This window comes from Hymenobacter sediminicola, from assembly GCF_014250515.1.
Lineage (GTDB): Bacteria > Bacteroidota > Bacteroidia > Cytophagales > Hymenobacteraceae > Hymenobacter > Hymenobacter sediminicola.
In genome coordinates this window covers 1,090,204-1,114,321 of sequence record NZ_CP060202.1, presented here as the reverse complement: position 1 = coordinate 1,114,321, position 24,118 = coordinate 1,090,204, and the positions used below count along the sequence as shown (strand labels likewise).

Below are 24,118 nucleotides of genomic sequence, written 5' to 3'. Positions count from 1 at the left end.
AACAATTCACTCTGCTGTTGCCAACACCTAGAACCACATCTAGCGGCTCCGCAGAAAGAGCTAGGACAACCGCAAGCATAGCGCATTCAGGCTGTGCAGATGCAGACGAAGCCCTCTTCCAGTACTATAGGCGCACAAAAAAGCGGCCCGCTCAGAGAGCAGGCCGCTTTTAGATATAAGCTTTGTTCGGCAGGGCTTAGCGCTTGCGCGGAGCCGCTTTCTTAGCCGGAGCTTTTTTCACCGGGGCTTTAGCCGGAGCAGCTTTAGGGGCCGCAGGAATTTCAGGAGCTACACCGTATTTGGTTTCAGCTGGATTTGGGTCGCCGGGCAGGTACACGTCGAACTCCACGCGGCGGTTGATGGTACGACCGGCTTCAGTAGCGTTGTCGGCAATAGGCTTGCTTTCGCCGTAGCCATGCGACACGATACGGTCGGCGGGAATGCCTTTGCTCAACATGTAAGCACGAGCCGAAGCAGCACGCTCATCCGACAGGCGGAGGTTATAAGCATCGTCGCCTTTGTTGTCAGCGTGAGCCGAAATACCGAGGAAATAGTCTGGGTAATCGTTCAGGATCTGCACCAAGCCGTTGAGCGTGGGGAAGGAAATTGGCTTCAGCGTGGCCTTGTTGAAGTCGAACTGAATGAACTTCGTGGCTTCCTGGAGCTTTTTCTTCTCCTCTACTTTCATCTCGGGGCAGCCTTTGTTCGAGGCCGGACCAGGACGGTTAGGGCAACGGTCCTGATAGTCGGGAACACCGTCGCCGTCACGGTCGAGTGGGCAGCCATTGGCATCTACGGCCACGCCGGATGGCGTATTCGGGCATTTGTCGCTGGCATCTGTCACACCGTCGCCATCGGCATCCGGGCAACCTTGCAGCTCTGCTTTGCCGGGAGTGTCAGGGCACTTGTCGTCGCCGTCGCGCACACCATCACCGTCACGGTCGGGGCAGCCTTCCAGCGCCGCCAAGCCTTTCTCGGTGGGGCATTTATCCTGGTAGTCCGGCACACCGTCACCGTCGCCGTCAAGCGGGCAACCGTTGGCGTCTACTGCTACACCAGCCGGGGTGGCTGGGCATTTGTCTTTGCGGTCTGAAACACCGTCGCCGTCTTCGTCCTTCATTTTACCGAAGGCCACCGTCAGGCCGGCTGTATGCTGCAAATACCGGTCATCCCAGGCATCGTTGTCACGAGTTGGGTCACCGTCTAGGTTGGCCTTCAGCGGAATGTGTTGGCCCGTCTGGATGAACAGACCAACGCCATCGGCCAGCCGGAAATTGATACCAGCCGCCCCGAACAGATCGAAGTAGCTTTTGTCTTCAGCCAGATCCGTGCTTACACCATTCTGGTTGAAGCTACCCTCGCGGCTAGTGAAAGCCCAACCCGGCGCAGCCAGCAAATACGGCTGAATCACGGCATCCTCTTTCAGAGCCCAGCCATTGTTCAGCTTGAGTTTCAGCGCCAAGTTCACATTCACCACATTGGTGTTGAAGTTAGAACCGAAGCGCGAAGCGCTTTGCTCTGGCGTGCTTTTCAGCTCTACATACGCGCCGCTCAGGCCCAGGTCCAGGCCTGGCGTGAGGTAGCGGCTGAACGTGATGCCGGGGCCGTAATTATTGGCGCTCCAGTCCCAGTAGTTAGTACCGAAGTTGCCCTTATACTGGTAGGCGCTGCCGTAGAGGCTGATAGCCGTCTTTTTGTCGGCAGTCTGCGCCTGCGACGGCGCTGCCGTCAGCAGTAGCAGCCCCAGCGCGGTGCTGGTGGTTAGAAGGTGTTTCATAGTAGAAAGTGTGTGTGGAAATACTGGCTTGGGCCTATCAGGCGCCTAACTCAGTACGGGGTCCTATACTTTCTCTCTTGCGGTAAGGTTGTGATTAAACAGGATTCTGTTTTTCACATATAGCCTCCGGTAACTCTGAAAACAGACTAGGTCACTGTGGTTCAGCTACCGTTGGCACTTCCCAACGCCTTTTTGGCACTGGCAAAGAAAAAAAAGCGGCGAACCGTATGGCTCGCCGCTTTTGTGATAAATGGTGTCAGCTGAACTTATGGCTGCGGGCTGTCAGGAATGAAGAATTCGAACTGGAATTCTACCCGACGGTTCTGGCTCATATTCTTGGCTGACGTGTTTGGCGCGGCTGGCTCTCCTTCGCCACGGCCTTCCGTTACGATACGAGCCGGATTCACCTGCTTGCCAGTGAAGTAGCGCTTCACCGACCCAGCACGGCGCTCCGAAAGACCCTGGTTGTACTCATCAGTACCACGGCTATCAGCGTGGCCGATTACGCGCAGGCTGTACTCGGGGTGGTCTTTGAGGGCCTGTACCATCTTGTTCAGGGCCGGATACGAGCTGGACGTAATAACCGTGCTGTTGGTGCGGAAGCGGATAGGCTTCTCGAGTTGCTTCACGGCAGGGTCAATAGTCAGCGGGCAACCGTTGGCATCGACGCGGGCACCGGCCGGAGTGTTCGGGCACTTGTCCACGTCGTCTTTCACACCGTCATTGTCCAAGTCGAGTACCAGCGGGCAACCGTTGGCATCTACCTGGGTACCACGTGGGGTGTCGGGGCACTTGTCGTTTTTATCGGCTACGCCGTCACCGTCCGTATCGGGGCAGCCACGCAGAGCAGCCGTACCAGCTTGGTCGGGGCACTCGTCGTCTTTATCGGCTACGCCGTCACCGTCCCGGTCGGGGCAGCCGTTGAGGGCAGCCGTGCCAGCTTCCGTGGGGCACTGGTCCTGATAGTCTGGTACACCGTCGCCGTCGCCGTCTAGTGGGCAGCCTTTCTCATCCACCGCTACGCCGGCCGGCGTGGCTGGGCATTTGTCTTTGCGGTCGGGCACGCCGTCACCGTCTTCGTCTTTGGCTTTACCAAAAGCCACGGTCAGGCCAGCAGTATGCTGCAGGTACCGGTCGTCGAAGCTGTTATCGTCGCGGACCGGGTCACCGTCCAAATTGGCTTTTAGCGGAATGTGCTGACCCGTCTGGATGAAAATACCAACGGCGTCGCTGACGCGGAAGTTGATACCAGCCGCGCCAAATACATCGAAGTAGCTTTTGTCTTCGGCCAGATTAGTAGTTGTACCATTGCTGACGAAGCTACCCTCGCGGCTGGTGAAAGCCCAGCCCGGCGCAGCCAGCAAATACGGCTGAATCACGGCATCCTCTTTCAGAGCCCAGCCATTATTCAGCTTGAGCTTTAACGCCAGATTCACATTCACCACGTTAGTGTTGAAGTTAGAACCGAAGCGCGAGGCGCTTTGCTCAGGCGTGCTTTTCAGCTCCACGTAGGCACCGCTCAGGCCCAGGTCCAAGCCCGGCGTGAGGTAGCGGTTGATGCTGATGCCGGGGCCGTAGTTGTTGTCGCCCCACTTCCAGAAGTTGGAGCCGAAGTTGCCTTTGTACTGGTAGGCGCTGCCGTAGAGGCTGATGGCCGTTTTGCGGTCGGCAGTCTGGGCGTGCCCCTTTGGGGCCGCTGCCAGCAGCGTCAGTCCCAGGGCTAAGGTGGGAGTTAAGAGGTTTCTCATAACCAGAAGTTTTGGTGAACAGAACCTTCAGCGGCGGGCCCTGCCTCGTAAGGCAAAACCGCCCGGAAGTAGCATCCTATACCTGTTGAGCAAGCGGAAAGTTACTGTGCAGTACATCTGGTAAGCCCGAGCAGACTGCATTATTCCGCTTTGCCGGCACTCCTGCCAGCCACGTTTGCTGGCTGATTCCCAACTGCTGAGCTACGGCGAGACCTTACGCCACTACGTCCTTACTTCTCATCTGAAGCCTACCAAAACTTCCTGACTGAGTCCAACAAAAAAGCCGCTTGATTCAATCAAGCGGCTTCTTGCGAAAGTCCGGAGGCGTTATCGGGCGGCGCGCATCAGGCGCTCAATGTCGTCGGCTTCGAGCGGGATATTCTTCATTAGGTCGTCGTTGCCGGTTTTAGTGATGAGAATATCGTTTTCGAGGCGGATACCAAGGCCTTCTTCGCGGATATAAATACCCGGCTCGCAGGTGTACACCATGCCCGGCTCGAACACGCGGTACTTGGCGCCTACATCGTGCACATCGAGGCCGAGATAGTGCGAAGTGCCATGCATGAAGTATTTTTTGTAGAGCGGTGCGGCGGGGTCCTGGTTCTTCACGTCCTGCTCGTTGAGCAAGTCTAGCTTAATCAGCTCTTGCTCCATGAAGCGGCCCACTCCGGCGTGGTATTCTTCAATGCTGTTGCCGGCCACAAGCTGCGACGTGGCATACTTCATCACCCGCAGCACGGCCTCGTACACGTCGCGCTGGCGCTTCGTGAATTTGCCGTTTACCGGAATACTGCGCGACAGGTCAGCGGCGTAGTTAGCGTATTCGGCCCCGAAATCGAGCAGCATCACGTCGCCGTCCTTGCATTCCCGGTCGTTCGACACGTAGTGCAGAATGCAGGCGTTAGCCCCGGAAGCAATGATGCTGCCGTAGGCTGGCCCGCGGGAGCCTTGGCGCAGAAATTCGTGGAAGATTTCGGCCTCAATCTCATACTCCATCACGCCGGGCTTCACGAAGCCTAGCAGGCGGCGGAAAGCGTCGCCGGTGATGTCGGCGGCTTTCTGCATCAGGCGGATTTCTTCGGCACTCTTGATGGCACGCAGATGATGCATGATGGGAGCCACGCGGCGGTATAAGTGCAGCGGGTAGGCCTCCCGAATCCATTTGATGAAGCGGGCGTCGCGGGTTTCGACTTCTACTGTGGCCCGGATGTGCTCATTGGAGTTGAGAAACACGTTTTCGGCCTCGTTCATAAGGGCTGGCAGCACCGATTTGAACGACTCCAGCCACATAATGGTGGGCACACCAGACTGCTCGCGGGCTTGCTCTTTAGTGAGCTTGTAGCCTTCCCAAACCAGAATATGTTCGGAGGTTTCCTTCAGGAACAGAATTTCGCGGTGCTGGGGCAACACGGCATCGGGGAAGATGACGAGGATGCTTTCTTCCTGATCGACGCCGGCGAGGTAGAACAGATCGTTGTTTTGCCGGAACGTCATGGTACCGTCGGCGTTGGTCGGCATCACGTCGTTGGAGTGGAAAATAGCCAGCGAGGCAGGCGGCAGTTGCGCGCGGAAGCGGCGGCGGTTTTCAGTGAAAAGCTCGGGGGCAATACGGCCGTAGCGCATAGGAGCGGGACTTAGTGAAAGTTCAGGGACACACTAAAAGAGTGTCGGCTGCAAGTTAGAAGAATGCTTCTGAGTGCCGCACATGGCCGCATTGCAGAAACGGACATGCTCTTTTAATTTCAGCCATAGTTCTATTTATTCGTTACCTAGTTGCCTGCTGTACTGGCGCAGACACCGTACTTTTGCCTTCCATTTTCCGCTCGCTCCTTCTATGCCCGCCCCTGCCAGCCAAGCCATCCTGCTGATCCAAACAGCATTTATTGGCGACGTTATTCTGGCAACGGCGCTGTTGGAGCAACTGCACCGCACCGAGCCGGACACGCCCGTTGATTTTCTGGTGCGCAAAGGCAATGAAGGGCTCCTTCAGGGCCACCCACACGTGCGCAACGTGCTGGTCTGGGACAAGAAGAAAGACAAATACCGCGGCCTGTGGCGCCTGCTCCAGCAGATCCGAAAAACTCGCTACGACCGGGTTATTACGCTGCAGCGCTTTGCCTCCACAGGCTTTCTGACGGCTTTTTCTGAGGCGCGGGAGCGGGTTGGGTTTGATAAGAACCCGTTTTCCCGGTGGTTTACGCAGGTGGTGCCGCATATTATCGGGCCGGGCGTGCATGAGGTGTCGCGCAACCTGCACCTGCTAGGGTCAAATTCTGGCAGCACTATCACGCCGCCCCGCCTCTACCCTTCCGCCGCTGATGAAGCGGCTGTGGCAGCCTACGCGGCAGCCGCACCCTACCTGTGCATTGCGCCTACCTCAGTCTGGTTTACCAAGCAGTTTCCGCCGGAGCAGTGGTTGAAGCTGTTGGCAGCGCTGCCAGCGCACTACACCGTGTACCTGCTGGGCGGTCCGCCCGATGTGGCAGCTTGTGACGCATTGGCGCAGACCGCCGGCCGGCCGGGTCTGGTGAACCTAGCCGGGAAACTTTCGCTGCTGGCCTCGGCGGCTCTTATGCGCGGGGCGGTGCTCAACTATGTCAACGACTCAGCGCCTATGCACCTGTGCTCAGCTGTGGGCGCGCCCACCTGCGCGGTGTACTGCTCCACAGTGCCCTACTTCGGGTTTGGGCCGCTGAGCCCCTTTTCGAGAGTAGTTGAAATAAAGGGCGACTTGGAATGCCGTCCCTGTGGCCTACACGGGTACGCTAAGTGCCCCCTGGGTCATTTCCTGTGCGCCTACGGCATCGAAACCCAGCAGCTGCTGGCCGTGCTGGCTGAGGCCGAATCGGGGACAAGGTAGTCAAGCACGTCATCACTGGTTGTACCTTTGTAACCCACTGCGCCCGTGCGCGGTTATACAGAGCCGGGCTGCTATTGCTCAGGCCCCTACGACTCCAAGACCCCACAAAATGTCTGAATACGACCTGTACGAGCTGCCCAACGGCATCCGGGTTCTGCATAAACAAGTTCTGCACACCAAAATCGCGCATTGCGGCTTCCTACTGGATATTGGTTCGCGCGATGAAAAGCCCGGACAGCAGGGCCTCGCGCACTTCTGGGAGCATATGGCTTTCAAAGGCACCGAGAAGCGCAAAAGCTTCCATATCCTCAACCGCCTCGAAACGGTAGGTGGTGAGCTGAATGCCTACACAACCAAGGAGAAAATCTGCTTCTACGCCTCGCTGCTCAGCACGCACTTCGAGCGCGCCTTCGAATTATTGACTGACCTCACGTTCAACTCAATATTCCCGGAAAAGGAAATAGAGAAGGAGCGCGGCGTGATTCTGGAGGAAATGAGCATGTACCAGGATGCGCCGGAAGATGCCATCATCGACGACTTCGACGACGTCATCTTCACCAATCATGCGCTGGGCCACAACATTCTGGGCACGCGGGAAAGTGTCAGCAACTTCCAGCAAGCCGATTTCCGGCAGTTTCTGCAGGAAAACGTGCGCACCGACCGGCTCGTGTTCAGCTCGGTCAGCAACCTGCCTTTCAAGGAAGTGAAGCGGCTGGCCGACAAGTTTCTGGCACCGCTGCCGGCCAAGCTAGGTGCACGCCCCCGTACCTCGTTTGGAGGCTATAAACGCGTGGAGCAGTTGGAACGCAAGCCTATCACGCAGGCCCACTGCCTTATCGGGGGCCCAGCCTATGCCATCGAGGACCCACGCCGGATTCCGTTTTTCATGCTCAGCAACCTGCTCGGTGGCCCTGGCATGAACTCGCGCCTAAATCTGGCCGTGCGCGAAAAGTATGGCCTCGTCTACACCATAGACGCTACTTACTCGCCCTATACCGATACAGGGCTATTCGGCATCTACTTCGGCACCGAGAAGAAACAGGTGAGCCGCACTATTTCGCTGGTGCAGAAGGAACTGAAGAAGCTGCGCGAGCAGGCCCTAGGCACTACCCAACTGCATACCGTGAAGGAGCAGCTGATGGGTCAGATGGCTATGTCGGAGGAAAGCAACAGCGGTATGATGCAGCTGTTGGCCAAAAGCACCCTAGACATTGGCCGCGTGGAAACCATCAACGAAATCTTCGAACGGGTGCGCGCTGTCACGTCCTCGGAGTTGCTGGAACTCGCCAACGATATCCTGCGCGAAGACAACCTAAGCGTGCTGCAGTACGTGCCGGAGTAACAGTAATATGGCGCAGCTCCCCAATCCAATTAGACTTGGTGAAGTGCCGCAGGTTTTGCCGGGGTATGAGTTCCTGAACCGGTCTGAGGTGAAAGCCGCTGGCCTACACCGCGACTTATACAAGGGCATTTCCAGTTTGAAGGGCTTCCCTGCCGAAGCCATTGTGCTTTCAGGTGGCTACGAGGATGATGTAGACCTGGGCTGTTCTATTCTATACACGGGAGAAGGTGGTAATCAGGATGGCCGCCAAGTAGCCGATCAGCAGTTGACGGGCGGGAACTTGGCTCTGAGTCTAAGTTTTGCGCAACAGACGCCAGTGCGTGTCATTCGCAAGGTGCAGGAAGGCCGCTTGTCGTTTTACCAGTACGCCGGGTTGTATTACGTCACGCAGTTCAGTCAAGAAATGGGCATGTCAGGGCACCGGATCTGGCGGTTTCGACTGGAGCAGATGCCGCAGACAGCAACTGTAGTGCCGCCACAGGCTCAGGAACCAGAGGCAGAATATGCCGCAGCCCGGCGGCGCCCGGCCCTAGTACAGCAGATTGTGCGTGATACAGCCGTGATGCGCGCCGTAAAGCAGCTATATGATTTCCGGTGCCAGGTATGTGGCACGCGGCTTCCCGTGCCAGGCGGCGCATATTCCGAGGCCGCTCATATCCGGCCGCTGGGCGGGGCACATCACGGTCCGGACAAAATCACCAACTTACTTTGCCTGTGCCCCAATCACCACGTGACCTTCGACCGGGGCGCCTGGGCAATCCAGGAAGATTTTTGCCTGCTGGGCCAGACCGGACAGCTCACCGTAGCGCCTAGCCATCATCCTCACCCGGAGCACTTACTCTATCATCGGCGGCGCATCTACCAGCCCCAGCCGCCGGCTTCGCTTTTTGCCTGAATGGATTCTGAAGAATTTTTCCGCTACGCTGACCAACACACTACTCCCGAGCCGCCGCTGCTAGCGCGACTCAACCGCGAAACCCACGTGCAGACGCTGATGCCGCGCATGCTGAGCGGGCACGCGCAGGGCCGGCTCCTGAGTATGCTCAGCCACATGGTGCGGCCCCGGCGGGTGCTGGAGTTGGGCACGTTCACGGGCTATGCGGCGCTGTGCCTGGCCGAAGGCTTGGCCGATGACGGCGAGTTGCACACCATCGAGTTCAATCCGGAGCTGGAAAGCCGTATCCGGCGCTATGTGGCCGAGGCGGGGCTTACAGGCCAGCTGCACCTGCACATTGGGGCGGCGGCCGAAATTGTGCCCAGGCTTCGCGAAACCTGGGATTTGGTGTTCATCGACGCCGACAAAATCAACAACGACACCTACTACGAGCTGGTACTGCCGCAGGTGCGTACAGGAGGGTTCTTGCTCATCGACAATGTACTTTGGGGTGGTAAGGTGGTAGAGTCCTACCCCATAAAATCCTCCGACAAAGACACGTACGCCGTTCGGGCCTTCAACGACAAAGTGCACGCCGATCCGCGCGTGGAAAACGTGTTTCTGCCTCTGCGCGACGGACTGTTGCTGGTGCGCAAGCTCTAACTACTTCGGTCTTTTTCGCCGGTGAAGTAAACGTCCGGGCCGCATTTGCGTCTATTGCCGTGAGTGACTCATTTCCCTGCCTGATGCCAAGACGTTTCTTAGTGCTTTTCCTGCTGCTGTTCTGCACCGTTCTGGCAGCGCACGCCCAAACCAGTTCCGTAACCGGGCGCATTGTAGACGGCGCCGACCAAAGCCCCCTGATTGGCGCCAACGTGCTGGTCCGCAGCCTTTCCGCCGACTCCGTTAAGAACGGCGCGGCCGCTGATGGCGAAGGTAATTTTGCGGTGACGGGCCTGCCAGCCGGCCGCTACGAGCTGACGGTTTCGTTTCTGGGCTACCAGACGCTGCAGCGGCAGCTCACGCTGGCCGGGCAACCACTGGCCTTGGGTACGCTCACGCTCAGCGCGGGCGGTGTAGCCCTCAAAGGGGTGGAGGTAGTTGGCAAAGCCGCCGCCGCCGTGCAAAAAGGCGACACCGCACAGTTCAACGCGGGTTCTTTCAAAACCAACCCCGATGCCAACGCTCAGGACCTCATCACGAAGATGCCTGGCGTGAACGTGGACCCGACTACCGGCAAGGTGCAAGCCCAGGGCGAGCAGGTGCAGCGCGTGCTGGTAGACGGCAAGGAGTTTTTCGGCAACGACCCCGACGCCGTGCTCAAGAACATTCCGGCCGAAGTCATCGACAAGATTCAGGTGTACGACCGGGCCTCCGACCAGAGTCAGTTTACGGGCTTCGACGACGGTAACCAGCAGAAAACCATCAACATCATTACGAAGCCGCAGTTCCGCAACGGCAAATTCGGACGGGTGCTGGCCGGCTATGGCCCCCAGGACGACCGGTATCGGCTGAGCGGCAACATCAACCAGTTTAAGGGCAAGCAGCGCCTGAGTGTGGTGGCGCAGAGCAACAACGTGAACGAGCAGAACTTCGGGACCGAAGATTTGCTAGGCGTGGTAGGCTCTTCGGGCGGAAGTGGGGGCGGCGGCCGTGGTGGGCGCGGCGGTGGGGGAAACCCCGGCGGCGGCAACCAGGGCGGCGGTGGCGGCAACAACGCCGGCAACTTCCTGGTGAACCAGCAGGGCGGTATCAGCAAAACGCATGCGCTGGGCCTGAACTACTCTGATACCTGGGGCACCAAAACCGACGTACAGGGCAGCTACTTTTTCAACCTCAGCGACAACACGGCCCGCACCAGTCTGCTGCGCCGCTACGTGGCCCCGCAAGGCTCCACCGACGATTTGCGCTACAACGAAAACTCGCTCAACACCAGCCGCAACATCAACAACCGCTTTACTATGCGGCTGGAGCACAAGTTCGACTCGGCCAACTCGCTGATCTGGCGGCCGGCGCTGTCGGTGCAGCGCAACACCGGCAACAGCGGGCTCGATGGCCGCACGTTTCTGGCTTCCGGCGACGCGGCCAACGAAACCCAGGGCAGCAACACCAGTGACTACCGCTCGGCCCTGACAGGCATTACGGCCAGCAACCAGCTACAATTCCGGCACCGGTTTGCCAAGCGCGGCCGCACGGTATCGGTGGGGTTGAATACTACCTACAACGATAAAGAAGGCGACAACAACCTGCTGTCGTCTACCTCGGCGGTGGGTGGCCGCACCACGCTGCTCAATCAGTTTTCGGAGCTGACGCAGCAAGGTTGGGCCTGGACCGGCAACCTCAACTACACCGAGCCGCTGGGCCAGTTCAGCCAGCTGCAGGGCGAGTACCGCATTTCGTACACGCCCAACCAGTCGGACAAACGCACCTACGACTTTGCGCCGGGCGAGCAGGCCTACTCGCTGCTGAATGATACGCTGAGCAGCGTGTTTGAGAGCCGCTACCTGACCAATGCCGGCGAGCTGACCTACCGTTACCAGAACAAGGAATTCCAATGGACGGTGGGCGCGGCCGTGCAGAACGCGCAGCTCCGCTCCGACCAGGAGTTTCCGCGCGCCACGCTCACGGAACGCTCGTTTCTGAACTTCCTGCCCAATGCCACGGTCCGCTACAACTTCTCGAAGCAGCAGAACCTGCGCCTGAACTACCGCACCAACACCAGCGCCCCCAGCATCAGCCAGCTACAGGAAGTGGTGAACAACGCCAACCCGCTGCAGCTGACCACCGGCAACCCCGACCTGCGCCAGGAGTACCGCCACAACCTGTTCCTGCGCTACTCGTCGGCGGTGCCGGAGAAATCCACCTCATTTTTTGCCCTGATTGGCGGTTCGTACACCAACAACTACATCACCAACAGCACTATTTATGCTGGTACCGAGCCGCTGACGGTGGGTGGCGTGACCATTCCGGTGGGCGGCCAGCTTACGCGGCCCGTCAACTTGGACCAGCAGTATACGCTACGTTCCTTCCTCAACTACAGCATGCCGCTGGGCTTCATCAAGTCCAACCTCAACCTGAATGCCAACGCCAACTTCGCGCAGACGCCTGGGCTGGTATTCGAGGAGTTGAACTACAGCCGCACTCCTAGTTTCGGGCTGGGCGTGGGCCTGAGCAGCAACATCAGCCCGGAGCTGGACTTCACGCTGTCCTCGAATTCCAACCAGAACTATGTGCGCAACACGCTGCCCGGCCAGGTAGACCGCCAGTATTTCCGGCAGAACACCAGTCTGCGCTTTTCCTGGATCATCGTGAAGGGCGTAACCCTGCAGTCTGATGTGAACCACCAGCTTTACACAGGCCTTTCGGCGGGTTATAACCAGAATTTCGTGCTCTGGAATGCCTCGCTGGGCAAGAAAATATTCGCCAAGCAGCAAGGCGAAATCAAGATTTACGCCTTCGATTTGCTGGGCCAAAACAACAGCATTCAGGTAAACAACACGGCCGCTTACACCGAGGATGTACAGAGCAACATTCTGCAGCGCTACCTGATGCTCATGTTCACCTACAACATCCGGAGCTATGCCGGCAACGGCAGCAGCAACGACGCCCTGCCTAGCGAAGCACCTGCTGAACGGCGCAACCGAGGCGGCTTCGGGCAGCCCGGTAGCCCACCACCCGGTGGTGGCGGGGGCATTGGCCCTCCCGGCGGCGGTATGTAGCAGCAAGAAAGAAGCCCGGCCTCGTTAGGTCGGGCTTTTTTATGGGAGTGGAGCATATTATTAATCCGGCAACGGCTTGGATTCAGCAATTGAGTGACGCAGAAGCTTCGTCTCTTTTCGTTACTAGTGGTTTCCTTCTGCTAGTTTGGTTTCATATACCGGCCGGTTTTCGCCTACTTTGTGGGAATGAGAACCCGATTACCCATGAAAAAACTAGTACTCGCGCTGCTTTGCTGGCTGCCGTTGTTGGCCGCTGCGCAGAGCGTACCGGTGCCATCCGCCCTCGATTTTGCTGGCATGCACCTGCGCCTTACCGAAGGCGGACGCCGCATGGTGCAGCAGAAAGTAGACGCACTGCGCAGCCACCCGGCTTCGTTTCAGGCCCGCGTAAACCTAGCCGATGCCTATTTCCCTATCATCGAGCGGGTATTTCAGGAAGAAGCGCTGCCGCTCGACTTCCGGTTTCTGGCCATTCAGGAAAGCGGCTTGCAGGGCGATGCGCAAAGCATACATGACGCCGTAGGCTACTGGCAGTTCAAGCGCGAATCGGCCGCCGATTTTGGGGTGGTGATGAACGATGTCGTGGATGAGCGCAAGCACATTGTGGCGTCTACTCACGCCGCGGCCAAGTACCTTAAGCGCAACAACAATGCCCTGCACAACTGGGTAAATGCGCTGCTCAGCTATAATCTGGGCTCCGGGGGCGTGAAGCCTTACACGCTCCCGACCGACTTCGACGCCACGGAAATGGAAATTTCCGAGAAAACCCACGCCTACATTCTCACGATGCTGGCCCACAAGCTGGCGTATGAGCCCGCCGTGGGCCACAACCCCAAGCCCCCAATGTTGCTGCAGGAGTTTCCGGCCCCGGCCGGGCAGCCGCTCAGCATCTTAGCCCAAACCCTGCAAACCGACCCAGCCGAGCTACTCAAACACAACCGCTGGCTGCTGGCGCCCACTGTGCCCACCGACAAAATCTATACGGTACTAGTGCCCGTTACGGACCCGCTGCAGCTGACGGCTATGGCGGCACAGCAAAAAAACGCCACCGCCGGCCAGCTCCTCAACGCCCCCCAGCCCGACCCGCAGAACGCGGAGTACGTGCGGGTGAACGGCCTGCGGGCCATCGTGGCGCTGCCCGGCGAGACAAAGGAAAGTCTGGCGAAGCGGGCCGGACTTAAGGTGCGCAAGTTTATGCAGTTCAATGACCTGTTCGCCTTCGATAACATTGTGGTGGGCCAGCCCTACTTCGTGCAGAAGAAGCGGGACAAGAGCGAAGTGGAATACCACGTAGCGCAGGCCGGCGAAAGTGTGGCTACTGTATCGCAGAAGTACGGTATCCGGGCGAAGGCCATCTGGAGCAAAAACCGCATGCCTCGCAACGAGGAACTGCGTCCCGGCCGCATTCTGTGGCTGAAGCACACTCGCCCTAAAGAAGTTGCTATTGAGTATGCCGACAGCAAAAATGAGGCCGCCTTGGCTGCTTTCGAGCGGCCGAGCAGTAAGCCGGTAGCGGCTGCACCCGCCCCTACGGCGGCTCCTGCGCCAACTCCTGAGCCTGTAACCAAGCTTGCTCCAAAAAAGCGTCGCATTGATGAGACGGAGCCCTACATGGGCAAAACTGCCAGCGCCGTGCGCGTTTTGGAAGATGCTGTAGAGACGCCCGACGAGCCGGCTCCCACTGGTGTAGTCACGCAGCCTGACAGTGCCACCGATGCGACAACCGAAAACCTCAACGACCTGGCTCCTGCGCCGGTTTCAGCGCCCGTGGCAGCTCCTACACCCGCACCCCGCGAAACTGTAGCAACCCAACCTGCGCCGTTGCCGGCTCGCAAAGCGCTGCCCGCCTCCACCCCTATCGGCGACGAGCCAGCGGCGGGTACGGCCAACGAGCCTACTGAGGACACTCCCCTGCCGCGGCCGATCAGCAAGCCTGCTGCCCCTACCGCCAAGCCGGCCCCAGTTTCCAAGCCTACGCCTGCGGCGGCAACTGGTGCGGGAGTAGCCGTCAGCGTACCGAAGCCGCTGCCCCCCACCCCAGTGGCCAGTTCTGGCACCGTGGAAGCTATTCCGGCTAATGGCTTGCACACAGTGCAAGCCAAAGAAACGCTCTACTCTGTGGCCCGCCGCTATGGCCTGCGTCCCGCCGACCTCATAACCTGGAATAACCTGCCCCAGAACCCCTCGCTACGGCTGGGCCAAGTGCTGCGCGTAACAGCTGACGACACCGCAACACCCGTTCCGGCGGCCACGGTAGCGCCCGCCACAACCCGGACGGGCGTGTATCAGCCTAAAACGGTAGCTGTTCCTGCCGCGCAGCCGGCCGCTAAACAAGCTACTCCCGCCAATCCTACAACTGCTGCGGCCAGCCCAGCCGCCGTGCCGACCGTGCGCCACACGGTAGCGGCTGGCGAGTCGATGTATGCCATTTCGCGCAAGTACGGCGTCACTATCAAGCAGATTATGGAGTGGAACAACAAGCCGGATTTCAATGTGAAGCCCGGCGAAGTGCTGCTGGTGCAACCTGCCAAGTAGTTCGCGCCTTTCTCCTTTCTCCTCCTCGATTCAAGGTTATAGACACACGTTTCTAATGCGCTTTTTCTTTCGCGTTTTGTCGCTGGGCAGCCTGTTGCTGCCACTTTCTTTGGTTGGTCGGGCGCAGCAGGCGCCGGTGGGCAGTGGGCCGGCTCTGTCAGAAGATTCGGTGCGGGTAATGTCGGGGCTGGTACAGACCAGTGTGCGGCAGTTGCGCGCCATCTATAATGAGCCTGATGATACGCGCGCCACGCAGCTCATCGAAACGGCCCTGCAGGAGATGCCCGCCTACAACCAGCGCCTGAGCCATTACACGGCCAGCCTACCCCGGGAGCAGCAGCAGCAACTGGCCCAGCGCCTGCGCCAGCAACCCTGGCAGGTAGAGCTACAAACCCTGATGCGCAGCCCGCAGTACCGTAGCTTCAACGCCCGCACCGCCAAAAACCCTGCCCTCAAGGCCGCCGCCGAACGGCTGCAGAAATCTGGTTTCGTGGGCACCACCAAACCGGGCATTGCGGTAGCCGCTACTGCCCCGGCCGCCAAACCAGTAGCTGCATCAGCTACTCCGATTGCCACGCTGCTGCCAGCCAAACCCACTGAGTCGGCTTCGAGCATCAAGCGGCAGCATACGGTAGTGAAGGGCGAAACGCTCTTCGGTATTGCCCGCCACTACAAGGTGAAACCGGCCGACATTCAGGCCTGGAACAGCAAGCCCGACAACAGTGTGCGCATTGGGGAAGTGCTTACTATTCAGCAAACCAACTAGCTGCTGGCACTTCTCTGCATCAATTAAAAAAGGCCGCCATTCGGGCGGCCTTTTTGTTTTTCTGTGAATTTAGGCCTGAATTCAGGCAGCCACCAACACCGGTTCCGGCAACCGCGCAATACGCCTAGTGCGCGACTTGAGAAAGGCCACAACTTCCGTTTCGGTGGCGTGGCGGTTGTCCAGGTTCACGAAGTGACGGGCCAGCAGGTCGTAGCGGCGCATCATCAGAAACGCGAAAATGTGCAGAAAGTGGATGCCCTCGAACACGACGGAACCCTGCTCCGCATACTGTGCCAGGTTTTTCTGGAAATGCAGCGGGTGCTCGGTCCAGTGCATGGCAGGTTTCAGGTGGTGGCTGATGTGGTAGCCGTCGTTCCAGCACTTGTGGTTGTATTTGGTGTTGATACATGTCACGCTGTTGGTGTAGCAATTGGCCGGGTCGGCGGCATCAATGAAAGCGTGCTGGCTCCAGTTGCCAAGCATCATCACGGCCCGCGTTACGAGCACCGGCAGCACCAGCACCCCTAGCACCGCCGGCAGGTTCACGAAAGCCAGCCCAATACAAACCACCAGATAGGCCGTCTCACCACGCAGCAGCCGGAAGCGAAACGTGTTCTTGCGGGTGCGCCCCAGGTAGGCTACGAGCTTCGGAATGCCCAGCAGAAAAAAATCGGCGAGGTAGTGTCCGAAGCTGACCACCGAGTCGCGCTGGTAGTACATAGTGGAGCTTTCGTCGTCGGGCAGGTTGTTTTCGGGGTGGTGCATGCCCATATGGTGGGTGAAGTACGTCTCCGGCGTCTGCCCAAAAAACGGCCCGATTACCCACGGAATGTAGTGGTTGAGGTATCCATACTTCTTCTTGAACAGAATGCGGTGGCTGGTGCAGTGCAGCATCAGCCCAAACGGCCCTTTGAAGTAAAATGTAGTCAGGAATATATACACCCCAAATACCGCCCACCACAGTCCGTTGTGCAGTCCTGGCACAAACAGCAGCCCTATTAGCGGCAGCAGCGTGAGCGAAATTTCCAGAATTAGGTACACAAACGGCAGGTCGCGCTTGTCCTGGATAAACCGGAGCAGGTACTGACCTACTCGGGTTGTGGCAACGGTCTGGTCGTAGACCGGATCAGTGAGGGCTACCAAATATTTCATGCGTGATACCAGCCGGCGGAACCGGCCACAGAAGACAGACAATCTAAATAGAGAAGTAACTATATAATTTTCGACCGGTCTATAGCAGGCCGCTAACTTCCGGGCGGTGCTAATCACCAGCCACTCATTCAGGCGCTGGCCATATCACCAGCTGTCCTCTTAACTCCTAGTGTCTCAAATTGATTGCAAAGACCCTGGCAAGATAGACGGTTTGTCACACATGCCTTTCGAGGTATACGTCCCTTCTAGCTCTTCGGCAACGACACCTGAGTTATATTTAGTGCAGTTCTCTGCTGCGGTACGCCTAACTAGGCGCGCTGCATTCTGTCATTGATGAATACGAGAAGCGGCTATCAGATGCTCTTGTTGATACGCCAAAATCCGTTGCCGCGCAACCTTTCCTAGCCGCTGATTCGTGGGTAACTTTACTGTACGCTTCGCGCCCTAACGGCCGGAGTTGCTTGCCCATGCCCGTTTTCTCGCACCTCCACTCGCACACCCAATATTCTCTGCTTGATGGTCAGGCCAGCATTTCGGCCCTGATGAAGAAGGCTCAGGCCGATGGGATGCCGGCCGTAGCCCTCACCGACCACGGCAACATGTTCGGGGCGTTCAACTTTGTGGCCGAGGCCAACAAGTACAACGTGAAGCCGATTGTGGGCTGCGAGTTCTACATGGTGGAGGACCGCCACAAAAAGGCCTTCAGCCGCGAAAAGGGCGAGCGGGACAAGCGCTACCATCAGCTGCTGCTGGCCAAGGACCAGGCCGGCTACCACAACCTGAGCAAGCTCTGCTCGATGAGCTTTATCGAGGGCGTGTACAGCAAGTTCCCGCGCATCGACAAGGAACTGCTGCTCAAGTACCACAAGGGCCTGATTGCCACCTCCTGCTGCATTGGCGCAGAAATTCCGCAGGCCATCCTGTTCCAGAGTGAGGCCAAGGCCGAGGAGCTGCTCAAGTGGTGGCTCGACGTGTTCGAGGACGACTACTACATCGAAATTCAGCGGCACGGGCTGATGAACTTCGACGGCACCGGCAAAAGCCAGGAAGATGTAAACCAGGTGCTGCTGAACCTGGCCCGCAAGTACAACGTCAAGGTCATCTGCACCAACGACTCGCACTACGTGGAGCAGACTGACTTCGCGCCCCACGATATTCTGCTCTGCGTGAATACTGGCGAGGAGCACAGCATCCCGGTCGGCGACTTCCAGACCCAGTATTTCCGCCTGATTTCCCAGGACAACAAGGTTCACTACGACCACCTCGACAACCTGCGCCACCTTTCCGGCCAGGATGCCACCATCCGCCGCCAGCTGCAGCGCATCGACGAGGAGGCCCAAAGCCCCAAGCCCCGGGCCCGCTTCGGTTTCGCCAACGACCAATTCTACTTCAAAAACCAGGCGGAGATGAACGCGCTGTTCGCCGACGTGCCGGAAAGCGTGGACAACACGAACGAAATCGTGGACAAAATTACGCCGCCAGTCCTGCAGCGTGATATTCTGCTACCCAATTTCCCCCTGCCCCCGGAGCACCCTACGGCTGATGCTTTCCTGCGCCACCTCACCTTCAAAGGAGCGTTTGAAGGGCCGAAAGCCCGCTACTCTGAGCGCACCCCCGAAATTGAGGAGCGCCTGGACTACGAACTGCGCGTGATTGAGACGATGGGCTTTGCGGGCTACTTCCTCATCACGCAGGATTTCATTAACCACGGCCGCAACAATGGCGTGGCCATCGGGCCGGGCCGGGGCTCGGCGGCGGGCTCGGCGGTGGCCTACTGCATCGGCATCACCAACATTGACCCGATTAAGTACTCGCTGCTGTTCGAGCGTTTCCTGAACCCGGAGCGGGTGTCGATGCCCGATATCGACATTGACTTCGACGACGTGAACCGCCAGCGAGTCATTGATTATGTGGTAGATAAGTACGGCAAAACCCAGGTAGCCCAGATTATCACCTTCGGTACGATGGCCGCCAAATCGTCGATTAAGGACGTTTCGCGGGCTATGGAGCTGCCGCTGCCAGTGGCCAACGACTTGGTGAAGATGGTACCGGAGCAGGTGGGCACGACCCTGGCCAAGGCCTTTGCCGAAAACCAGGAGTTGGACATGATCCGGCGCGATGACGCGCCCGACAACCTGCGCGGGCAGATTCTGCGCCTGGCCGAGAAGTTAGAAGGCTCAGTGCGCAACACCGGCATCCACGCCGCCGGCGTCATCATTGCCCCCGACGACATCACCAAGTACATCCCCGTTTCCACTTCCAAGGATTCGGACCTGCTCATCACGCAGTTCGATGGCAAGGTGATTGAGAGTGCTGGCATGCTCAAAATGGACTTTCTGGGCCTCAAAACCCTGACCATCATCGTCGATGCCATCAACCTGATTGAGAAAAACCACGGAGTCAAAATCGACATCGACGAAATTCCGATTGACGACCAGAAAACCTACGAACTCTACCAGCGCGGCGACACCATCGGCACGTTCCAGTTCGAGAGCGAGGGTATGCGCATGTACCTCAAGGACCTCAAACCGACCAACATCGAGGACCTGATTGCCATGAACGCCCTGTACCGCCCAGGCCCGATGCAGTTCATTCCAAACTTCATCAACCGCAAGCACGGCCGCGAGACGGTGGACTACCCCCACGAGCTGTTGGAGCCCATTCTGAACTACTCGCAGGGTATCATGGTGTACCAGGAGCAGATCATGCAAACGGCCCAGATCCTGGCCGGCTACTCGCTCGGCGGCGCCGATTTGCTGCGCCGGGCCATGGGCAAAAAGGACATGAAGAAGATGGCCCTGGAGCGGGAGAAGTTCTGCGCGGGCGCTGAGAAGCTGCACGGCATCAAGGCCAAAAAGGCCAACGAGGTGTTCGATGTGATGGAGAAGTTTGCGGCCTACGGCTTCAACCGCTCCCACTCCGCGGCCTACTCGGTGGTAGCCTACCAGACCGGCTACCTCAAGGCCCACTACCCCGCCGAGTACATGGCCGCCGTGCTCACCAACAACATGGGCGACATCAAGAAGGTAACCTTCTTCATTGAGGAAGCCCGCAAGCAGGGCGTGGCTGTGTTGGGCCCCGACGTGAACGAATCCATCCTGAAGTTCAACGTAAACGCCCAGGGCCAGATCCGCTTCGGCATGGCCGCTATGAAGGGCTCGGGCGAGGCAGCCGTGGAGGAAATCGTGCAGGAGCGCGACAAAAACGGCCCCTACGGCGACATCTTCGACTTTGCCCGGCGCGTGAACCTGCGGGCCGTAAACAAGAAAACCTTCGAGAGCATGGCCCAGGCCGGCGCCTTCGATTCGTTTGAGCGTTACCACCGCCGCCAGTTTCTGGAAGCACCAGGTGGTGACCAGAACCTCATTGAAAAGGCCATGAAGGTGGGCCAGCAGCACCAGGCTGCCAAGGAATCGGCTCAGCAGAGCCTGTTTGGCGGCGGCGGCGGCGAAATGGCCATTCCGATGCCCAAGATTCACGACCTGGAGCCCTGGAGCCCGACCGAGAAGCTGCGCCGGGAAAAGGAAATTGTGGGCTTCTACCTCTCCGGTCACCCGCTCGACGACTTCAAGCTCGAAATCGACTCCTACTGCACCTGCGGGCTCGATAAGATAGAGAATTACAAAAACCGCGACGTAACGGTAGCCGGCCTGATTTCCAACGTGCTGTTTAAGACTACCAAGACCGGGCAGCCCTTTGTGTCATTCAACGTGGAAGACTACGACTCGTCGCTTAACCTAGCCTTGTTCCGCGACGACTACACTAAGTTTTCCAGCATTATCAACCCCCGCAACTACGACAAGGAGCAAGTGCCACCCATGTTCATCCGCGGCAAGTATGCTCAGCGCTTCCGCGACTCCGACCAGTTCGAGTTCAAGATCATGACCATGGAGCCTCTGTTCAACGTGGCCGAGAAGCTCGCCAACGGCGTGCGCGTGCAGCTGGATCTGCGCACCATCACGGAGCCCTTCATGGACCGTTTTATGGAAGCCGTGGAAGGCTGCTCAGGCTCCAAAAAGCTGGAAATCAAGTTCGCCGAGCCCCACGAGCACCTGGCCGTGGACACCTACTCCCGCCGCTACCGCATCGAGCCCAAGGAGTTCATCCGCAAAATGCGCGAAATGGAAATCGACGCCTGCCAGCTGATTTAGAGAGAAACGAGCATATATGTAGTTTTAACGCAGGTGTGGCTCTAAGTAGCGGCACCTGCGTTATCAGTTACAGCCAGCTTCTATCATATCGACCAAACTATGCGCCGCCTACTACTTTCGGTCTTAACAATGCTATTTCTGAATGGTTGCCAAGAAAAGCAGGGACTTACAGAAGCCCGACTGAGAGGCGCTTGGCGTTGCCTTGAGCGAGTTGATGGAGATATGCCGCCCGATGACATGATCATTTATAAACGTGGCCGGTCTCTCAACATGGCCAACTACTACAGCCAACAAAGCGCCACCCTTAATAAAAAAGCCGACTCCATCACCTTCCAACAAGGTTGCACGGGTTTCATCTCTCCCATTGCTATACGTATGTCATCTGACCCGGCACAAGACACGCTATTGTTGCACGGACGCAGGTTTACGCGTGTAGACTCTGCCACTTTCGTCGACTGTTGGCACGATGCAATAGAGGATTTTCGCACCAGAATCCGGCTTAACAATAAGCGAGGGTAAGGCAGCAAAAATAAACTTTCAATTTTTATTGAAAGTTTGAAATACTCCACTACATTTGAGCCATGCAACTCGACGAAGCCAAGAGCAAGTTCATTGAAGGCTGGGGCACGCTGGGCTCGGCCTGGGGCGTAAGCCGCACAATGGCGCAGGTGCACGCGCTGTTGCTGGTGTCGCCGGGCGCGCTCAGCACCGAGGACATCATGGAGCAGTTGCAGATTTCGCGGGGCAACGTGAACCTCAACGTACGCGCCCTCATGGACTGGGGTATCGTGCGCAAGGAACTGCGGCCCGGCGAACGGCGCGAGTTTTTCTCGGCTGAGAAGGACATCCACAAAACGGCTACGCTCATCCTGAAAGAGCGCCGTAAGCGCGAACTGGAGCCTATTCTGCGCGTGCTGAGTGAAATCAGCCATGTAGAGCCTTCATCTACTTCTACGCCCGAGGAGACGGCAGCTTTCACGCAGATGATTGGCAGCGTCCAGAATTTTGCTGACTTCGCCAACCGGGCTGCATCTACGCTTATCAAAGCCGATGAAAACTGGTTCCTGAGCACCTTCATGAAACTCATGCGGCCGGGCTGATTCTAGCGCTTATTTTTTTACTTCAATCTTTCATATTTTATTGAAAGTTTGAAATTAATAATCTTCAAAAAGCTCAAAGCTGCTTTGCAACATGGAACGGCTCAAACTAATTCTGGCGGGTGGTAATGGATTTCTGGGCCAGCACTTGGCGCGGCACTTCACCCACTTAGGCTACGAGGTAGTAACCTTAGGCCGGTCGGCCAAACCAGGAACGGTGCACTGGAACGGCCGCACGTTGGGTCCTTGGGCCGCTGAACTGGAAGGTGCCGCGGTGCTGATAAACCTGGCCGGCCGCACCGTCGACTGCCGCTACAACGCCACCAACAAATACGCCATCATCCGCAGCCGTACTGAAAGCACCCGCGTGCTGGCCGAAGCCGTAGCTGCCTGCCGCAACCCGCCGGCTGTGTGGCTGAACTCCTCCACGGCCACTATCTATCAACATACCGAAGATGAGCAGCCCGCCAATACGGAAGCTACAGGCCAACTCGGCCGTACGTTCTCCGAAATGGTGGCCCAGCAGTGGGAAGCTGAGTTTAATCTGGCCTACGTGCCCCATACCCGGCGTGTGGCGCTCCGCACAGCCATTGTGCTGGGTGCCGATGGAGGCGCACTGCCCGTCATGGCCCGCCTGGCGCGGCTGGGTCTGAGCACCCAGCAGGGCAACGGCTGCCAGTGGGTGAGTTGGCTGCACATCCAGGATTTCTGCCGGGCCGTGGAGTTTCTAGTAGCGCGGCCGCAGCTGAAAGGCGTGTTCAACCTGTGTGCGCCCACGCCTCTGCCTAATGCCGCGCTAATGCAGTTGCTGGACGCGCACTACCGCCCACGTTGGCACCTGCCGCAGCCACGCTGGCTGCTCGAAATTGGGGCCTTCCTGCTGCGTACCGAAACCGAGCTGATTCTGAAAAGCCGCAAGGTGGTGCCCCAGCGGCTGCTAGAAGCGGGCTTCCGGTTTCAGTTCCCCTCCTGTGAAGCTGCCCTCACCGACCTGTTACCTCGGCTATCCTGACAGCGGTAGCCTACCACTTGTCACCATTCACTTGCTTACTTCATCACCTACTTTTTTCACCTTCCAAACCCCAATGTCATGAACTACTATCTGCTGGTTTACGGAGTATATCTGCCCGTCACGGTGCTGCTTACAGTATGGGTAGCGCGCACACTCTTCACCAACGGCCGCACTTTCCTGGTCGACATCTTCCACGGCAATGAGGCACTGGCCGATTCCGTGAACAAGCTTCTGATTACAGGTTTTTATCTTATCAATATCGGCTATGCGACCCTCACGCTACGCAGCACCGATGCTATTGGCAGCTATCAGCAAAGTGTAGAAACGCTCAGCATTAAAATCGGCACCATCATTCTGATTCTGGGCGGCATGCACTTCTTCAATTTGTACGTCTTTTATAAGCTCCGCAACCGAGCCCAGGATTACAACCGCGACCTGAATTTTGTGCTGGACAAGCCCGAAAAATAGCCTTTAAACGATATGCTGGCCTACTGATAGTAACGGGCCGCGTATTGCCAGCAGAATGCCGAGCGGAGCAAACAATCCGGCTAGCAAGTGACGTGAACTTTCTGGCGTGTGTCTTGTTGAATCGCAATCTGCTACCTTGCAGCCCCAAGATTCGTAAGAAGCATTTTTCACCGTCACAAACCCCCTTCCGTCATGGGACATAAAGCCATCGAAATTACCGATGCTAACTTCGACCAGATCATCAACTCCGACAAACCCGTGCTCGTGGATTTCTGGGCCGAATGGTGCGGCCCGTGCCGCATGGTGGGTCCGGTAGTTGAGGAGCTGGCCGGCGAATATGAAGGCAAAGCTGTTATCGGCAAAGTCGACGTAGACTCCAACCCGCAGACCTCGGCCAAATTCGGCATCCGCAGCATTCCTACGCTGCTCGTGTTCAAAAACGGCCAAGTAGTTGACAAGCAGGTTGGCGCTGTGCCGAAGCACGTATTGGCCCAAAAGCTAGACGCGCAGGTAACTGCCTAATCCCTCTCTATACAGCACTGGGCTCTGTTCCCAGGCTGTATAACGCACTACGCCCCGTTTCTCTTGGGAGAGGCGGGGCGTAGTGCGTTAGGGGT

General features: G+C 57.9%; 16 protein-coding genes. 12 read left to right on the top strand and 4 right to left on the bottom strand.

The genetic code is table 11. From position 1 onward, the window contains the following. Positions 1 to 196 precede the first annotated feature (196 nt). The 3 genes from H4317_RS19455 to H4317_RS04740 all read right to left on the bottom strand — a co-directional run bounded on the left by H4317_RS19455 (position 197) and on the right by H4317_RS04740 (position 5,148). Positions 197 to 1,777: an OmpA family protein gene (locus H4317_RS19455; RefSeq protein WP_185889003.1), complete on the bottom strand. Its 1,581-nt coding sequence runs from the start codon at positions 1,775 to 1,777 to the stop codon at positions 197 to 199. A gap of 266 nt (positions 1,778 to 2,043) precedes the next feature. Continuing rightward, on the bottom strand, positions 2,044 to 3,525 hold the full coding sequence (locus H4317_RS04745; RefSeq protein ID WP_185889002.1) for an OmpA family protein: 1,482 nt from the start codon (positions 3,523 to 3,525) through the stop codon (positions 2,044 to 2,046). A gap of 327 nt (positions 3,526 to 3,852) precedes the next feature. Continuing rightward, positions 3,853 to 5,148: an aminopeptidase P N-terminal domain-containing protein gene (locus H4317_RS04740; protein WP_185889001.1), complete on the bottom strand. Its 1,296-nt coding sequence runs from the start codon at positions 5,146 to 5,148 to the stop codon at positions 3,853 to 3,855. 211 nt (positions 5,149 to 5,359) lie between these two features. Between H4317_RS04740 and H4317_RS04735 the strand changes: the two genes are divergently transcribed. The 7 genes from H4317_RS04735 (at position 5,360) to H4317_RS04705 (ending at position 15,621) form a co-directional block, all read left to right on the top strand. Continuing rightward, positions 5,360 to 6,385, top strand: coding sequence for a glycosyltransferase family 9 protein (locus tag H4317_RS04735; RefSeq protein ID WP_185889000.1), 1,026 nt, complete (start codon positions 5,360 to 5,362; stop codon positions 6,383 to 6,385). 109 nt (positions 6,386 to 6,494) lie between these two features. Further along, a complete protein-coding gene (locus H4317_RS04730; RefSeq protein WP_185888999.1) occupies positions 6,495 to 7,727 on the top strand; it encodes a M16 family metallopeptidase in 1,233 nt (410 codons plus the stop codon). A gap of 7 nt (positions 7,728 to 7,734) precedes the next feature. Next, positions 7,735 to 8,622: a YDG/SRA domain-containing protein gene (locus H4317_RS04725; RefSeq protein ID WP_185888998.1), complete on the top strand. Its 888-nt coding sequence runs from the start codon at positions 7,735 to 7,737 to the stop codon at positions 8,620 to 8,622. After that, positions 8,623 to 9,264, top strand: a complete 642-nt coding sequence (locus H4317_RS04720) for an O-methyltransferase (protein WP_185888997.1) — start codon at positions 8,623 to 8,625, stop codon at positions 9,262 to 9,264. Between the two features lie 83 nt (positions 9,265 to 9,347). After that, entirely contained in the window at positions 9,348 to 12,320 is a 2,973-nt protein-coding gene (locus H4317_RS04715) for a TonB-dependent receptor (protein ID WP_185888996.1), read from the top strand. A gap of 204 nt (positions 12,321 to 12,524) precedes the next feature. After that, entirely contained in the window at positions 12,525 to 14,855 is a 2,331-nt protein-coding gene (locus H4317_RS04710) for a LysM peptidoglycan-binding domain-containing protein (RefSeq protein WP_185888995.1), read from the top strand. A gap of 55 nt (positions 14,856 to 14,910) precedes the next feature. Further along, a complete protein-coding gene (locus tag H4317_RS04705; RefSeq protein ID WP_185888994.1) occupies positions 14,911 to 15,621 on the top strand; it encodes a LysM peptidoglycan-binding domain-containing protein in 711 nt (236 codons plus the stop codon). A gap of 81 nt (positions 15,622 to 15,702) precedes the next feature. Here H4317_RS04705 and H4317_RS04700 read toward each other — a convergent pair whose 3' ends face one another. After that, positions 15,703 to 16,773 carry a fatty acid desaturase family protein gene (locus H4317_RS04700; protein ID WP_185888993.1) on the bottom strand — a complete coding sequence of 357 codons (1,071 nt, stop codon included), beginning with the start codon at positions 16,771 to 16,773 and terminating at the stop codon, positions 15,703 to 15,705. 467 nt (positions 16,774 to 17,240) lie between these two features. On the opposite strand from H4317_RS04700, the gene dnaE reads away from it, so the two are divergent. The 5 genes from dnaE (at position 17,241) to trxA (ending at position 24,023) form a co-directional block, all read left to right on the top strand. Further along, complete coding sequence (gene dnaE / locus H4317_RS04695; protein ID WP_185888992.1) at positions 17,241 to 20,924, top strand: DNA polymerase III subunit alpha; 3,684 nt, start codon at positions 17,241 to 17,243, stop codon at positions 20,922 to 20,924. Between the two features lie 581 nt (positions 20,925 to 21,505). Beyond that, on the top strand, positions 21,506 to 22,024 hold the full coding sequence (locus H4317_RS04690) for a GbsR/MarR family transcriptional regulator (protein ID WP_185888991.1): 519 nt from the start codon (positions 21,506 to 21,508) through the stop codon (positions 22,022 to 22,024). Positions 22,025 to 22,115: 91 nt separating this feature from the next. Next, entirely contained in the window at positions 22,116 to 23,033 is a 918-nt protein-coding gene (locus tag H4317_RS04685) for a TIGR01777 family oxidoreductase (protein ID WP_185888990.1), read from the top strand. 78 nt (positions 23,034 to 23,111) lie between these two features. Further along, positions 23,112 to 23,501: a hypothetical protein gene (locus H4317_RS04680; protein WP_185888989.1), complete on the top strand. Its 390-nt coding sequence runs from the start codon at positions 23,112 to 23,114 to the stop codon at positions 23,499 to 23,501. A 192-nt stretch (positions 23,502 to 23,693) separates the two neighbouring features. Further along, a complete protein-coding gene (gene trxA / locus H4317_RS04675) occupies positions 23,694 to 24,023 on the top strand; it encodes a thioredoxin (protein WP_044003005.1) in 330 nt (109 codons plus the stop codon). Positions 24,024 to 24,118 lie beyond the last annotated feature (95 nt).